Source organism: Paenibacillus sp. J22R56 (assembly GCF_056269375.1).
The window spans coordinates 310,553-326,006 of record NZ_JBWDNV010000002.1 but is presented as its reverse complement, the minus strand read 5'-3'; the positions used below and the strand labels follow the sequence as shown (position 1 = coordinate 326,006).

The 15,454-nt window shown below is 47.0% G+C and carries 18 protein-coding genes; 1 reads left to right on the top strand and 17 read right to left on the bottom strand.

Annotated elements, in window-relative coordinates:
• Window positions 1-62: 62 nt before the first annotated feature.
• The 3 genes from AC0YNT_RS05370 to AC0YNT_RS05360 are packed head-to-tail and all read right to left on the bottom strand — an operon-like array spanning window position 63 to window position 2,819.
• Entirely contained in the window at window positions 63-1,724 is a 1,662-nt protein-coding gene (locus AC0YNT_RS05370) for a spore germination protein (RefSeq protein WP_475803647.1), read from the bottom strand.
• 23 nt (window positions 1,725-1,747) lie between these two features.
• Entirely contained in the window at window positions 1,748-2,179 is a 432-nt protein-coding gene (locus tag AC0YNT_RS05365) for a stage V sporulation protein AB (protein ID WP_475803646.1), read from the bottom strand.
• The gene (locus AC0YNT_RS05360) at window positions 2,169-2,819 is read right to left on the bottom strand and encodes a stage V sporulation protein AA (RefSeq protein ID WP_475803645.1); all 651 of its coding nucleotides are present in this window, start codon (window positions 2,817-2,819) and stop codon (window positions 2,169-2,171) included. Before AC0YNT_RS05360 ends, AC0YNT_RS05365 begins: the two co-directional genes overlap by 11 nt.
• Before the next feature lie 166 nt (window positions 2,820-2,985).
• On the opposite strand from AC0YNT_RS05360, the gene AC0YNT_RS05355 reads away from it, so the two are divergent.
• On the top strand, window positions 2,986-3,516 hold the full coding sequence (locus AC0YNT_RS05355; protein ID WP_475804076.1) for a DNA topology modulation protein: 531 nt from the start codon (window positions 2,986-2,988) through the stop codon (window positions 3,514-3,516).
• A gap of 94 nt (window positions 3,517-3,610) precedes the next feature.
• Here AC0YNT_RS05355 and AC0YNT_RS05350 read toward each other — a convergent pair whose 3' ends face one another.
• From AC0YNT_RS05350 to ald, 14 genes are all read right to left on the bottom strand, one after another.
• The gene (locus AC0YNT_RS05350; RefSeq protein ID WP_475803644.1) at window positions 3,611-4,300 is read right to left on the bottom strand and encodes a hypothetical protein; all 690 of its coding nucleotides are present in this window, start codon (window positions 4,298-4,300) and stop codon (window positions 3,611-3,613) included.
• Window positions 4,301-4,332: 32 nt separating this feature from the next.
• On the bottom strand, window positions 4,333-4,953 hold the full coding sequence (locus AC0YNT_RS05345) for a hypothetical protein (protein ID WP_475803643.1): 621 nt from the start codon (window positions 4,951-4,953) through the stop codon (window positions 4,333-4,335).
• Between the two features lie 77 nt (window positions 4,954-5,030).
• Window positions 5,031-5,246, bottom strand: a complete 216-nt coding sequence (locus AC0YNT_RS05340; protein ID WP_475803642.1) for a hypothetical protein — start codon at window positions 5,244-5,246, stop codon at window positions 5,031-5,033.
• A gap of 398 nt (window positions 5,247-5,644) precedes the next feature.
• Window positions 5,645-6,400, bottom strand: coding sequence for an RNA polymerase sporulation sigma factor SigF (gene sigF, locus AC0YNT_RS05335; RefSeq protein ID WP_167272826.1), 756 nt, complete (start codon window positions 6,398-6,400; stop codon window positions 5,645-5,647).
• A 19-nt stretch (window positions 6,401-6,419) separates the two neighbouring features.
• Window positions 6,420-6,863, bottom strand: a complete 444-nt coding sequence (gene spoIIAB, locus AC0YNT_RS05330) for an anti-sigma F factor (RefSeq protein ID WP_167272823.1) — start codon at window positions 6,861-6,863, stop codon at window positions 6,420-6,422.
• Window positions 6,863-7,216: an anti-sigma F factor antagonist gene (gene spoIIAA, locus AC0YNT_RS05325; protein WP_475803641.1), complete on the bottom strand. Its 354-nt coding sequence runs from the start codon at window positions 7,214-7,216 to the stop codon at window positions 6,863-6,865. The genes spoIIAB and spoIIAA overlap by 1 nt, the downstream gene beginning before the upstream one ends.
• Window positions 7,217-7,340: 124 nt before the next feature.
• The gene (locus AC0YNT_RS05320) at window positions 7,341-8,552 is read right to left on the bottom strand and encodes a D-alanyl-D-alanine carboxypeptidase family protein (protein WP_167272815.1); all 1,212 of its coding nucleotides are present in this window, start codon (window positions 8,550-8,552) and stop codon (window positions 7,341-7,343) included.
• Between the two features lie 483 nt (window positions 8,553-9,035).
• A complete protein-coding gene (locus AC0YNT_RS05315) occupies window positions 9,036-10,364 on the bottom strand; it encodes a pyrimidine-nucleoside phosphorylase (RefSeq protein ID WP_475803640.1) in 1,329 nt (442 codons plus the stop codon).
• Window positions 10,365-10,392: 28 nt separating this feature from the next.
• The gene (locus tag AC0YNT_RS05310; protein ID WP_167272810.1) at window positions 10,393-10,557 is read right to left on the bottom strand and encodes an aspartyl-phosphate phosphatase Spo0E family protein; all 165 of its coding nucleotides are present in this window, start codon (window positions 10,555-10,557) and stop codon (window positions 10,393-10,395) included.
• Window positions 10,558-10,667: 110 nt separating this feature from the next.
• Entirely contained in the window at window positions 10,668-11,498 is an 831-nt protein-coding gene (locus tag AC0YNT_RS05305) for a purine-nucleoside phosphorylase (protein ID WP_475803639.1), read from the bottom strand.
• Window positions 11,499-11,523: 25 nt separating this feature from the next.
• The gene (deoB, locus tag AC0YNT_RS05300; protein WP_475803638.1) at window positions 11,524-12,711 is read right to left on the bottom strand and encodes a phosphopentomutase; all 1,188 of its coding nucleotides are present in this window, start codon (window positions 12,709-12,711) and stop codon (window positions 11,524-11,526) included.
• A 36-nt stretch (window positions 12,712-12,747) separates the two neighbouring features.
• Window positions 12,748-13,638 (bottom strand): site-specific tyrosine recombinase XerD, encoded by an 891-nt coding sequence (gene xerD / locus AC0YNT_RS05295; RefSeq protein ID WP_475803637.1) that lies wholly within the window; start codon window positions 13,636-13,638, stop codon window positions 12,748-12,750.
• A gap of 146 nt (window positions 13,639-13,784) precedes the next feature.
• Window positions 13,785-14,018, bottom strand: a complete 234-nt coding sequence (locus tag AC0YNT_RS05290; protein ID WP_167272792.1) for a DUF4227 family protein — start codon at window positions 14,016-14,018, stop codon at window positions 13,785-13,787.
• A 97-nt stretch (window positions 14,019-14,115) separates the two neighbouring features.
• Window positions 14,116-15,258 carry an alanine dehydrogenase gene (gene ald / locus AC0YNT_RS05285; RefSeq protein WP_475803636.1) on the bottom strand — a complete coding sequence of 381 codons (1,143 nt, stop codon included), beginning with the start codon at window positions 15,256-15,258 and terminating at the stop codon, window positions 14,116-14,118.
• Window positions 15,259-15,454: the final 196 nt, after the last annotated feature.

Sequence of the window (15,454 nt, the reverse complement as noted above, 5' to 3'; positions counted from 1 at the left end):
ATATCGTAATCTACCCTTGAGAGAAATGGATAAAATAACATTTCATTTGTATTTCTTAGCCTCTATTCTGAGCGAGGCATTTTATCGCTTTGCTGCGGCCGAAGCAGATTAGGACGAGACCGGTTTTTAAGCACAGGCTTCCTTACAATGATGTTCCACATTGCCCGGTAATCGAATGGAATAAACGGCCACATATACGGACGATTGAACGAGCGCTGCAGGCACAGCATCATGAGAATCGCCGTTGTTGCAACAACAAAACCAGGTGCATGGAAAATTGATACGGCTAAAATGAGCACAAGACGCACGATGCGGTTGGCAAGCCCTAGCTCATAACTTGGCGTTGCAAACATCCCAACAGCTGCAATCGCCATATAGAGAATAATCTCATTGATGAACAGCCCCGTCTTGACCGCTATATCGCCAACCATGATGGCCGCAACGAGGGATACGGCAGTGGCCAGCGTGGAAGGCGTATGCACGGCGGCAAGCCTCATCAGGTCGACGCCTACCTCGACAATTAAGAACTGGACGATCAGCGGCAGCTTACCGATCTTCTCCGGACCAAGGAATTCAAGCGCCTGAGGCTTCAGCTCCGGATGAAGGACAAACAAGAGCCATAGCGGAAGCAGGAACAGAGAGGAAAATATGCCAAGAAATCTGACCCAGCGCAGATAGGTGCCGATAAACGGCGTCTGGCGGTTCTCCTCTGCGTGTTGAACCAGGTCGAAGAAGGTTGTTGGTAAGATCATCGCACTTGGCGATGTATCCACAAAGACAACGACATTCCCTTCGAGTAAATGGGCAGCTACAACGTCAGGACGCTCCGAATAACGGACAAGCGGGAACGGATTCCAGCCACGCTGCACCGTTGCTTCTTCCAGCTGTTTATCGGCGAGGGGCAAGCCGTCAATATGCACCAGCTCGATTTTATCCTTAATCGATTTGACCAGTTCCGGATCAGCCAAGTCATTAATATAAGCAATACAAACATCGGATTGTGTCCGTTCCCCTACCCTGACGAGTTCATAGCGAAGCTGCGGATCCCGCAGCCGTCTGCGAACGAGTGAAATGTTCATCATCATCGTCTCGACAAAGCCATCACGGCTGCCGCGCACGACACGTTCAAGCGTTGGTTCCTCCGGATTACGTGCCGGGAAAGCTTTGGCATCAATAATAATGACTTCTGATTCTTTATCAATAAACATGGCTGTTGAGCCAGATAACACGAAGGTCAGCATCTCATTCCATTTTTCCTTTTTCTCGGCCTGCGCAGCGGGCACATAATGATTCAGAAAGGAATGGAAAGCATCACTGGATATCTCATCCTGCTGCAAGTAGGTAAGGCGTTTTAATATCTCGGTTAATATCGTATCTTTGGCTAATCCGTTCATATAGAAAAAGGCAACACGTCTCTCGCCAAACGTCATTTCCCGCACAACGATGTCAAAGCTTACTTTATAACCAACTTCATTCTCCAGCCGCGTATAGACTTCATCCAGGCTGTCAGGGATGACGTCATTTTTGTCACTTTCTTTGGCCTCAGATTTACGAGTTCGACTAGACTCCTTCGTCAATTCAAAGGCAGGAGTAGGGATCGCCATACCCTGCTCTTCATTCTTTTGTTCACTCGGTATGTACATATACGGGGGCTCTCCGTTTGAGTGCTCCCGATCTTTATCTCTATCTTTATCTCGTTCTTTTTCCCGATCTGTCACTGCCATCTACCTCCACGCCTTTTTGATCATTACCATTGGAAATACAGCCAATCAAATAAAGAGCCTAACGTTTTGCCAAGTACCATCGCCATCACAAGACCAACCAGATAATCAGACAAATTCATACGTTTGGCGAGGATTGGCAGCACGTTCATCACTTCCGTCAACGCCCCTGCAAGCATTCCAACAAATACACCAGACATTAGTCCGGAGATCGTCAAGATCAGAGCCTTCGGCAGGCTAAGCCGCCAATCCATAAAATCAGCGAATGTCCAGTACATAGAGCCGCAAATAACAGCTGATTCGAACCAAATGGACATCCGGTACGCGTATGCGATTTGGGCGATCCGCGGGATAAGATCAAGTACAATAAGGAAAGCGACCAATCCGCTGCCGACCGCAAGTCCCCCTGACAAGCCAAGGAGGATGATGAAAACATGCATAAGCCAATCACCCATCATCCTCGCTCCGCTCACCGTGTTGGTTGTTTTTTTTGCGCATCTCATCGGCGATGACATAGGCATTCACATTTTCTTGATAGGCATAGAGCTCGACCTCTAACGGATTCGGCTCCTCGTTGAACCTTTTACGGAAGAGATGGTTGAAGAACAAAATCATGCCTAGCCCGATTCCAAGCGAGTACGGGATCTGGAACCACAGAGGATGATCGGTACGTTTGCCGGTCAGAAGCTCCACAATGCGGATATGCACTTCCTTCATGCTAACGTCGGTATGGAAATTCATAATCGCAAGTCCTGCTCCAAAAAAGAGCAGCAGCCAAGCGAACAAAAGCACCACGATCCGGGGCTTCTGCGGCTTGGGCGAAATCATGATCAACACTTGAGGATCCCCGTAAGCCTCTACGGACAACGACGGGACCACCTCTCGTATGACACGTACGATCTGAAGCAAGTCAATAACGACGCGATTGCCGTCACCTTTGTGATGACGGTACAGCACCAGTTCATTTAACTCCTGCTCCAGCTCATCCGTAGGCGCCAGCAGACGTGATACCTGTCCAAGTGTCACACTTCGCTCCGGCCGGATATTTACTTTTTTCTTAAGACGAAGATAGAGGGCGGATGGCTGAGCTGCTTCCATCTGTCATCATTCCTTTGTTTCCCATAGGGTTTACTTCCTTGTTAGTATGAGAAAAGGAGTAAACGGATAGTCATTCTTGTAGAGGTAAAATATGCAAACTTTCCACAAGGAAATAAACACATCGAATGGAATTATAAGAGATACGTTATTATCCAAAGGAGATCACATCATGAAAATCGCCATTATTGGCTCAGGTGGTGCGGGTAAATCTACGTTTGCCAGGAAGCTTGGACAGGATTTAAACCAAAAGGTGTATCATCTAGATGCCTTGTTCTGGAAACCAAATTGGGCTTTGGTGCCTAGAGTTGAGCAAATAAATGTCCAAAATGACTTAGTGAAACAGAAGGACTGGATCATTGATGGCAATTACGCTGCTACAATTGACATCCGATTACATGCGGCGGATACAATTATATTATTGGATTTTCCTAGAGTGATTTGCCTCTACCGTGCAATTAAGAGAACAATCCAGTATCGGAAACAATCACGCCCAGATATGGGTGAAGGCTGCGAGGAAAGATTCGATCTTACATTTTTGAAATGGATTTGGGAATATCCGAAGACAAAGAGACCGGAGACCATAAGCAAACTGAAGCAATTGTCTGGTGAGAAGCAGATCGTGATTTTGAAATCACCTAGAGAGGCGAAGCGGTATCTAGAGTCGGTTAGTAAATCAGGAACATTGCCAGAGGAATAAGCGTTTGAAAATAGACCAAATGGCCAGAGGATCATCCTTTTCAAGATGACTCACTTGGCCATTTGGTCTGTTTTGAAGAGTGTATGTGTAGGATCTAACTAGTTAAGCGAACACTTTCGGAATTGTGCGGATCCGTAAACGTTGTGCTGGCAATAAGTTTATGATCGGCATTACGTGCATCAATCTTAAAGGGTGCAGTTGCTGACGCTGGCAGGACAACATACCATAGTTTCTCCTCTGCCCCAATAGGAATCAGCTTGGCATCATAGGTTGATGCATTAACGCCGTCTGAAGAAACCGTAACATTATCTATATTCGAGTCCATCACCTGTCCAACCAAGATAGGAAACGGTCCATGTAAACCTTTAGATCTCGGCATACTCATATAATCAAATGCAACATCAGAATCTGTACCATTAGATATGCTATATCCACCACCCCACACCCATTTCCATCCGAGCCATGTATGGTGAACAATCTCGATTTGCAGATCGGAACCTTCCTTATGCTCATTATTTTTATAGAACAGAATAGCTCCTCCGTCTATCTTCTCCTGATGAATGACATGATTATTTGTAATTCCCCTAAACTTTTGTACCGCTTCATCAGGAGTTTTTCCTACTGGAATTTGCATGATCCAATCATTTCCTATTGCGCGTGAAAACCTCCAGTCTGCGATCCCTCCAGGACTATCATAAGCATAAATCGCAACAACAAATAGGATAAGAACAGCTAATACTGACGTGCAAATTCCTAACCACCTTGTTCGTATTTTCCCGTCCATAACTGCAATCCCCCTGATGTACTTGTCGAAAATCAATGGTTTACCTCTTCATTCTTAATCGCTTTATTTTTATAATCTTGTAACAAATGGTAGATATCTATCTTCCACACCCCATCTTCTTTTTGCAGACCTAAAGCCATGGATTGCGTACTGGTTTCTAAACTTACAGTAATCAATACGGCTACTTTATTCTCCTTGGCTGTACTCTCTTCCACTTTGATAGAATCATAGTATCTGTAATGCATAGCTGTTTCAGAATCATTTGTCATTGCATATTTAAAATAATCGTCATGAAAGGTATTCGAGTCCGGAAGTTGTCCGCCATTGTAGGTGATCTGATATAGCAAATCAGGGTCTCCTATCGATATGCAGTACATATACACCAGCATCATGTCCTCAGGTGTAAACTGATTAAGCTCGCTTAAGTCCCAACCCCCTCTAAATCTGTTTAATGCCTCCTGCTTCTCTAAGGGCAGTTGTTTAAGAAAAGAGAACTTTTCAGCTTGGTCCTGAGCTTCTTGAGCGGGAGTGTCAGTACTAATAGCAGCAACTGGAGTTACTACGGTGTACTCATCCTTAGGCATTTCCTTACTATAGATTAACAACAAAATAATAAAAGGTAATAGGATAATAATTAAACCAGATTTCTTCAATGTCTCACTCCTCTACAATCCAATATTCCAAATCCATATTACCACATTCTGGAATTCATGCACATCTAACATAATACCTATACCTTTTTCATTGCATTGCTGAACTGCTTCATAAGAAGTGGTTTCTCTTTGTCATAAGACCAATAGATGACTAAGACATTTTTGGTTCTGATTACATTAGGATACAGATCACTTAACTTGATTGGAGAAGGTGATCCAGCAGATTCGTCGACACGAATTCTCTCTACCTTCGAATGGAAAATATACGCAAACAAGAACTCTCGATGAGCCATATCACCAGCTGGCAAGGTAAGCTCGAAAGGTACTGGAACAGCACCATTTATGTCTATACAAGAGTGATTAAGATGCCATAGAGAAAAACTTGCTTCTTCATGTTTGACCCCCTGTTTATGTGATTTCCAATAAAAATATCCATTTATAATTCTTAACGGTACATACATTTCATTTGTTACGATAATTATCGAAACAAAAAAGACCAAATGGCCTTACGAACATCTGTAAAGATGGTTCGTTTGGTCATTTGGTCTTTTTGTAGGGATTTAAATCGGAGTTACTGGTGGACTGATCGTTTCTATAACGATCAGTTCTGGGCGATTTGTTCTCTTCCTACGATGAACAGATTGCCATTACTGGGCAATCTGTTCACGTATTTACGACGAGCAAATCGCCATTACTGGGCGATTTGTTCTCGTATAACCTGCAAAATTTTCTTCTCCAACCTCGACACCTGGACCTGGGAAATCCCCAGTCGGCTGGCGACCTCGGATTGCGTTTTATCACGGTAATAACGTAAGTATACGATAAGCCGTTCGCGCTCACTTAGTCCTTCGATTGCTTCTAACAAAGCCAGCTTATCGAACCAGCGCTCCTGGGAATCGTCGGCGATTTGGTCCATCAACGTGATAGGATCGCCGTCATTTTCGAATACGGTCTCGTGAATGGAAGTTGGAGGTTTGTTCGCTTCCTGAGCGAATACAACATCCTCCGGCGTTATGCCAAGCCGATCCGCTACTTCGCTTACCGTTGGCAGGCGACCAAGCGTTTTGGATAACTCATCCTTCATTTTCCGTACCTTATTCGCGGTTTCCTTCAGTGAACGACTTACCTTCAGCGTACCATCATCGCGCAGAAAACGCTGGATCTCCCCGATAATCATTGGCACCGCATAAGTAGAGAATTTCACATCATAGGATAGATCGAACTTATCGACAGACTTCAGTAAGCCGATACAGCCAATTTGAAACAAATCTTCCGGTTCGTAACCGCGGTTAATGAACCGCTGAACGACGGACCAGACTAACCTGATATTACACTGCACAAGCGTATCTCTTGCTAATGTATCGCCTGACTGGCTTAACGCAATAAGACGCTTAACTTCCGCATCATCCAAATACGGCTGAGCCGTTTGCTTCAAATCGACATCCATGAGGTTCAACCCCTATGCGCTAGTTATACAGCGCTTTTTTCGATTCAATACGCTTTAGCATTGCTACCCGCGTACCCTGGCCCAGCGCACTTGTAACTTCAAAACGGTCCATGAAATTTTCCATAATCGTAAAGCCCATACCCGAACGTTCGAGCTCCGGCTTCGAGGTATAGAGCGGCTGACGAGCCAGGTCGAGATCCTCAATGCCTCGGCCATTATCGCTAATCGAGATCGACACAACATCTCCGTCAATGGAAGCCTCAATGTTCACTTTACCAGCAGGATCACTGTCGTAGCCATGAATAATCGCGTTCGTAACGGCCTCAGACACCGCGGTCTTCAGGTCGTTCAGCTCCTCAAGAGTCGGATCAAGCTGTGACACAAACGAGGCTACAGTAATACGGGCAAAAGCCTCATTCTCCGACCGGGCGCTAAAGGTTAACGTCATTTCGTTGCGTCCCATTACGAGACCACCTCCAGACTAGAAATCGCCATTCTCTCGTTGTCGTAGATGCTCATTATTTTAAACAAGCCCGACATTTCAAACAGGCGGTAGACACTAGGGTTCACATCACAGACGACCATCTTGCCGCCTTTACTGCGAACCTGCTTATATCTGCCCAAAATGACGCCTAATCCGGAGCTGTCCATAAACTGCAGATCCTTCAGGCTGAGTATAATGTGGCGACTATCGCCTCGCATGATCTCCGCTTCCATCTTGCTCCTGACAATGTCCGCCGTATGATGATCTAGCTCTCCACGGAGACGAACAATCAATACATTACGATAATGCTCCAGTTCTGCTTGCAAACTCATTGTCGCCGTTCAACTCCTTTAAGCTTCGCTATTGGATCGATCTACGATTTCTCCATCCATCGCGATGTTTCCTGCACGGCGACAAAACTAGAAGCAGAGCGCTAGAACCCGACAAAATACGCTACTAGAATAACCCTCCGAAGGACCGTTTGAGCATCATCCACCAGCCTGCTTTGCCAATTGACTGAGGAGCATCGACCGGGAACTCCTTCACAATTTGATCACCCTGATAGACGACCAGCTTGCCGATTGATTGTCCAATCGCAACTGGTGCTTTAAGTGGTTGATCGATCTGCAGCTCGTAACGGATATCCTTCGTAGCAGCACCTTTTTTGAGCAAAATGCTATATGGATGCTTCGCAACCAATGGCAATTCTCTCACAGCGCCTTTTTCGATTTTCACCGTTCCCATCGTGTCGCCTTCTTTAAAGATCGGGTGCGTCATATACTGGGCGAACGTGAAATCGAGCATTTGCGATACTTCAGCATTTCTTGTTTTGGTATTCGGCTCGCCCATAACAACGGCAATAACACGCAGATTGTCGCGTTTGGCAGTCGCGGTTAGGCAGAACTTGGCTTCATTCGTGAAACCTGTTTTCAGCCCGTCAGCCCCGCTGTAGAAGCGTACAAGCTTATTGGTGTTTACAAGCCAGAATGGTTTCTCAGAGGACTTGCGCAAATAATCCTGATACATACCGGTGTATTTCGTAATCTCGGAATGCTTAAGAAGCTCACGAGACATCACGGCAATATCATTTGCAGATGTGTAATGATCTGACGCAGGCAAACCATTACAGTTGGCAAAATGGGTGTTCTGGAGACCCAACTGCTGTGCCTTCTCATTCATCATGGCGACGAACTGCTGCTCGGTACCTGCCAGCTTCTCAGCCATTGCAACAGATGCATCATTACCGGAAGCAAGCGCGATGCCTTTCAACATTTCATCGACGGACATTTCTTCGCCTGGCTCGAGAAAGATTTGTGAACCGCCCATCGAAGCAGCGTACTCACTAGTTGGCACTTTGTCGGTCAGTTTGAGTTTTCCGTCGTCCAGCGCTTCCATGATCAGCAGCAGAGTCATCACTTTCGTAATGCTGGCTGGGGGAAGCTTGACGTTGCTGTCTTTCTCGAAAATGATAGTTCCGCTGTCAGCGTCCATTAAAACCGCCGAACGTGCAGAAGGTGCTAGATCAAGCGATGCGGCTTGCTGCTGACCTGGAGCGGAAGGTACTGGCTCCTTAGCAATAACATTGTCATTAGCATAAGCAGCAGCAGGCATTGCAACGAGGGCGAATGCAGCGAATAGAATGAACAGCTTCGTACAAACTTTTTTCATGAGCAGGTCTCCTCCAAGATGATGCGGTACATGTCGTTAGCTTCTAACACCGCAATTGGGCTATATTGTCTTCTCCAGTCTTGACCTCTTTCATGAAAAATATTCCACGCGATAGATGTCGGTTTTTGATACCACCATCTGACAGGCAGTTCACTGAGTCGATTGACTCCTTCGGGGCTTACAGCATCCGAGTTGCTGCTTTATCCGAGTTGTTAGATTCATTGGGAGCTTCAGGTGGGGAAATTAGGAGATCGATGGACATGTCGGCATGCTGTTAGACTCCTTAGAAAAAAACAGTGAGCAATCTGCTATTTTTCCGATCTGTTTAGATGCCTTCGGCGCCTTCAGGCGGGGTTCAACAACCGTTGCGAGGAGATTGGATACTGTAAGGCTGATTTCAGACTTACGGGGATATCGAGCTTTAGTGTAATAAACAACAAAAAACCGCCTCACTCCGTGGAGTAAGGCGGTTAAATTCAAATTCTAGTAACGTACCGTTCCTTCAGCCGTCACGACAGACAGCAGCAGAGGACGTTCTTCCGGCTTGTCAGTCGATATGGTGTAGGCATCCCGAACCTTCGCTGCTACTTCTTCCAGAGTGGAATCATTAGCGCGGGTATGCAGTACAGCCAGCGTATCCCCTTCACTTACTGAATCGCCAACCTTTTTGCGGATGATGATCCCTACAGAGTAATCAATTGACGCTTCCTTTGTCGCTCGGCCCGCTCCAAGGAGCATCGCCGCAATACCAAGCTGCTCGGCGTGAATAGAAGCAATGTAGCCTGCACCAGCCGCTTTCACTTCCACCTGCTCTGCCGCTTGTGGCAAGAGCTCAACATCATCGGCCACCGAAGCGTCGCCGCCTTGTGCTGCAATAAACTGCTTGAACTTGGAGAGCGCCTCTCCACTATCCAATTGCCGCTGCAACAAGGCTTTTGCCTCGGAAAAATCCTTCGCCTTACCTCCAAGCACAACCATATGCGCACCTAACGTTAAACATAATTCAGTCAGATCAGCAGGACCTTTGCCCTGTAAAGTTTCAATAGCTTCTCGAACCTCAAGTGCATTACCAATGGCAAAACCAAGCGGCTGGTCCATATCACTAATAACAGCTGCTGTTTGTCGGCCGACTTGTGTGCCGATCTCAACCATCGCTTGCGCTAATTGTTCCGAATCCTCAACCGTCTTCATAAAAGCGCCGCTGCCCGTCTTCACGTCCAGCACAATGGCATCTGCACCTGCAGCAATCTTCTTGCTCATCACTGAGCTTGCAATTAGAGGTATTGATTCGACGGTAGCTGTCACATCCCGCAGAGCATACAGCTTTTTGTCGGCTGGAGCCAAATTACCGCTTTGCCCAATAACCGAAATTCCGAGCTCATTCACCTGTTCGAGGAATTTCTCCCTGGACAGCTCGGTTTGAAAACCTGCAATCGATTCCAATTTGTCGATTGTACCGCCTGTATGGCCTAGGCCTCTTCCCGACATCTTGGCAACCGGAACTCCTGCAGACGCTACCAGCGGTGCAATGATAAGAGTTGTCTTATCTCCTACGCCGCCTGTACTATGCTTATCTACCTTTACGCCTGCAATCGGAGCCAGGTCTACCTGATCTCCCGAATTCGCCATGGCAATCGTAAGCGCTGCAGTCTCTGCTGGAGTCATTCCACGATAAAAGACTGCCATCGCCCAAGCTGACATTTGATAATCCGGAATACCGCCCTCGCAATAGCCATCCACCAGAAACGTCAATTCTTTCGCAGTCAGCTCACCGCCGTCCCGCTTCTTTTGTATAAGATCTACTGCACGCATGTTATCCACTCCGTTTCGGCCTGCGCAATCATTTATGTGAATGCGCTCGCAGCATCTGCTCCCGAACGATCAGCTCGTCCAGCATTTGGCTGAGCTGGAGCACTTCACGATGTACAAATGTTTTCTTTATCATTGCTTTTTCAACCATTTTCCCTCGCAACTGCTCTATTTCGACGAGTAATTGCTTGTCCATGTTCTCTCCACTCCATCACTCCGTAATCATGGACATTATACGACCGATCCGCCATCAAATACTGTCATATTCCGTCGAGGCGAATATTACAATTTCATTACAATCACCCATTAGAATTGTCGGATTAATTCCTTAACAAGAGCCAAAAATTCAGCTTTTACCCGCTCAGTCGTTTCCATAACCTCATCATGGGACAATGGTTGATCCAAAACACCGGCAGCCATATTGCTGATACAGGAAATACCTAGTACTTCTATACCAGAATGACGTGCAGCAATGACTTCTGCAACGGTCGACATGCCGACAGCATCGGCACCCAATACGCGCAGCATGCGAATTTCTGCAGGCGTTTCATACGAAGGACCAAGCAGTCCTGCATAAACACCCTCTTGTAGTTTAAGCCCTTGTTTGGCAGCTGTCTCACGAGCAATAGCACGCAGACGTTTGCTGTACGCCTCTGACATATCCGGGAATCTTACACCTAGTTCATTATCGTTCGGGCCGATAAGCGGATTTTTGCCTGTCATGTTCAGATGATCAGAGATCACCATCAAATTACCTGCTTCGTAGTCCAGGTTCACACCGCCAGCAGCATTGGTAACAAGCAAGGTAGTAACGCCAAGTGCCTTCATGACACGGACAGGGAATGCCGTAAGCTGTGGTCCATATCCTTCATACATATGAAATCTTCCGCGCATAAGCAGTACAGTACGTCCTGACAATGTACCAACCAGCAGTTCACCTGCATGACCTTCTACCGTTGATTCCGGGAAATGTGGGATTTCGCTGTAATCAATCGTTACTGCATTCTCGATATGATCTCCAAGAACACCTAGTCCAGAACCCATAATCAAGCCAATCTCCGGCTTTACTTGTACACGACCTGCAATATAAGCTGCTGCCTCTTTAATCTGGGCTGCCGTCATTGTATTTGAACTCATCGTAAGTTCCTCCTCTAATCCTTATCTATTCTTTTGTATGAAGCAAGTTCAAAAAGCTTGTACCGTTTGGCGGGGATGATACACCGAAATTATCAGCAATCGTAGCGCCAAGATCTGAGAATGTCGCTCTCGTATCCAGCAAGGCCGGTTTAGCAAATGCCGGGCTGTATAACAAAAGAGGCACGTATTCACGCGTATGGTCGGTCCCTGGATGAACCGGATCATTCCCATGGTCGGCCGTTACGATTAGCAGATCACGCTCACCAATCGTTCCTTCAAGCTCAGGAATAGCACGGTCAAATTCCTCCAGCGCACCTGCATATCCTTCCGGATCACGGCGATGGCCAAACAAGGAGTCGAAATCCACAAGATTCGTGAACAGCAGACCTTTGAACGGCTTCTTAAGAGCTTCAATTGTACGCGTAATTCCATCTGCATTGCTTTTGGTCGAGGTTGTTGCTGTAATGCCTTCCCCGTCAAAAATATCATTAATCTTCCCGATTGCAATGGTATCGAAGCCATTATCCTTAAGCGTATTGAGAACTGTCGCCTCCGGAGGCTTCACAGCATAGTCATGGCGGTTTGGTGTACGTTTGAACGCTCCTGGCGAACCTGTGTACGGTCTTGCAATTACTCTGCCTACTGTAAATCGCTCATCCATCGTTAATTCACGGGCAATTTCGCAGCCGCGGTAAAGCTCTTCCAGCGGAATAATCTCCTCATGTGCAGCAATTTGAAAGACACTGTCTGCTGAGGTATAAACGATCCATGCCCCTGTTTCCATTTGCTCCGAACCAAGCTCATCCAATATTTCGGTCCCGCTTGCAGGCTTATTGCCAATGACCTTACGGCCTGTCCGCTCCTCGAACACAGAGATCAGTTCATCTGGAAAACCTTCAGGGAAAACTTGAAATGGAACTGTCATATTGAGCCCCATTAGCTCCCAATGCCCAGTCATTGTATCTTTGCCAACCGATACTTCCGCCATTTTGCCATAGTAAGCTGCAGCCGCTTCGCCTTCCGGCTTCCAATCCGATAATTGGGCGATCCGGTCGAGTCCCCAGCGGCGCATATTCGGGAGTTCAATTGTTGGCACCCGCTCTATAATATGGCCAAGTGTATGAGAACCACTGTCCCCAAAGGATGAGGCGTCCGGCAGTTCTCCAATTCCAACGCTGTCTAACACAATTACGGCAATTCGATCAAATTTCATAAATTTTACCTCCTACTCCCGGCGTATGGATATCCTTTAAGCACGGGGATGAGCATTCGAGTATACATCCTTCATTCTTACCTTAGACAAACGGGTGTAACGCTGTGTGGTCGAAATATCAGCATGTCCAAGCAGCTCCTGCACAGCACGGAGGTCAGCCCCGTTCTCCAGCAAATGAGCAGCGAAGGAGTGGCGCAGCGTATGCGGCGTTATTTCCTCCGAAATACCCGCTTCCTTCGCATATTTTTTCACCATTTTCCAAAACCCTTGACGTGTCATACGTGTACCCAGTTGATTCAGAAACAGAGCAGGCTCCGATTCATTATGCCTAAGCAGCTCCGAACGGCCGGATTGCAAATAATCGTCTATGGCTGTGGCAGCCATGCGGCCAAAAGGGATAATTCGCTCTTTCATCCCGCTGCCGACGCAACGGATGACATTAAGCTGCGCATTAACACTGTCTACATTGAGGGAGATGAGCTCAGAGACCCGGATACCCGTCGCATATAACAGCTCCAGCATCGCTTTATCTCGCTTCCCGGGAGCATTAACCGGCTGAGGCGTTTCAAGCAGCAGGCCGGCGTTCTCGACAGACAGGACACTGGGCTCTTTTTTCTCCTGCTTGGGTGACTCTATGTAGATGGCGGGATTAAGCTGAATCAATCCGTTTACCGCCAAATAATGAAAAAATGCGCGAATGGAAGCAATATGCCTGGATACGGTGGATACCTTTCGTCCGCTCTCTTTCAGACGCAGCAAATAATGCGACAAATGGTGACGTTGAATGTCCCCCACGTTCGCAACCGACTGTTCTTCCAAATAGTTGAGCAGGCCCTGTAAGTCACGGCCATACGATTCCAGCGTACTGCTTGATAAAGCACGCTCATTGGTTAAGTATTTTATAAAGGATTGTACTTGATCTTTCATGCCGGTTCCTTTCGTTCAAGAAAGATGATCAAGGCCATTCGCCTTAGGGCGATGGTCTTGCTTGTGGCAATATATCCTGCTAACCAACTATTCCACAACCGGCAGATCAAATCCTGCTTTTTGAACTTTAATTCATATTTGATTGATCATTCGCCGTACCAATAAAACCACCGCAGTTGTTCTGTTACACTGCCTTTCTCTGCTGTCGCCGGATCAGCTTGAAACACTTTAAGGGATGCACCTTTTGGAGTTTGATAAGGATTGACGGGAGCGATGACGTCAACCAGCCATCGATAGCTGCCCGTCGCGATTAGAAACAATAAGGTGAATATAATAACAAACAAAATGCGGTTTAACCACTTACGCACCGAGAGGACCATTCTTCCTTCCCCCTTCATCCATTACGGTTGTCCATCCGTAACAATCTATGAAAGAGGTTCGCCGGATATGCTAAAGGAGCCAAGAACCAGCGCTTGTTCAAGGCTCCAGCTTATCAAAGGCAATACTGTCCAGCCATCGTTCAATCGGCGTGTAAGGCAAGCCAGCTGCCGTTGCAACCGGTTCGTAGGTGACGGTGCCACGATGCGTATTTACACCTTTTTGCAGCGGTACACTGCTCCGTACAGCTTCCCAGCCGCGGCTCGCTAGATCCAAGGCATACGGAATCGTAACGTTCGTCAGCGCGAATGTTGAGGTTCGCGGGACGGCGCCTGGGATATTCGCGACTGCATAATGAATGACGCCATGCTTCACATAGATCGGATCTTTGTGTGTCGTAGGCCGGTCAACCGTAGCAATCGATCCGCCCTGATCAACAGCAACATCCACAATGACAGAACCCTTTTTCATCCCCTGAACCATCGTTTCCGTAACCAGATGCGGGGCTTTCGCACCGGGAATTAAGACCGCACCAATGAGGAGATCTGCTCTGCCTACGGCTTCCGCAATATTGTAAGGGCTCGACATCAACGTTCGAATCCTTCCACCAAAGACGTCATCCAAATATCTCATGCGATCTGTGCTTCTTTCCAAAATAACCACAGTAGCTCCCATTCCAAGAGCGATTTTGGCTGCATTCGTCCCTACGATTCCACCGCCAATAATGACAACCTCTGCTGGAGGCACTCCAGGAACTCCACCTAAAAGCACTCCTCTGCCGCCATGGAACGCCTCAAGAAATTGCGCACCAACCTGTACGGCCATCCGTCCTGCTACTTCACTCATAGGAGTTAATAACGGCAAGCTTCCATTAGCTAATTGTATCGTCTCATAAGCGATCCCTGTTACTCCATTGTCCATCAAAGCACGGGTCAGCTCAGGAGCTGCCGCCAAGTGCAAATACGTAAATAATAATAAACCTTCACGAAAATATTGAAACTCTTCCTTGAGCGGCTCTTTCACCTTCATAATCATGTCCGCTTCGTTCCAAATCTCCGCTGCGGTTTGCCGAATTTCCGCGCCTTCCCTTTCATAATCCCAATCTTCAAATCCACTTCCATCGCCGGCTTTCGTCTCCACAATAACCTCATGGCCTGCCGCCTTCAGCATGGTTACGCCTGCCGGGGTAAGAGCAACTCGATATTCGCTCGTTTTGATTTCCTTTGGAACGCCAATGATCATAGCTTAGCTTCCCCCTTCATGAATGTGGCGCACTATCTACTATGTTGTATGATTCGTGAGGGACAATTGTTAGTCCTTAAGCGTACCTTTTCCAGCAAGAACTAAAAATATGTGCGCTTAGTCCGTACAGTTGACCATAACGAATACGCCGCTTACCCCATACACTGAACAAGCACGTTTTCATAAGCCACTTACA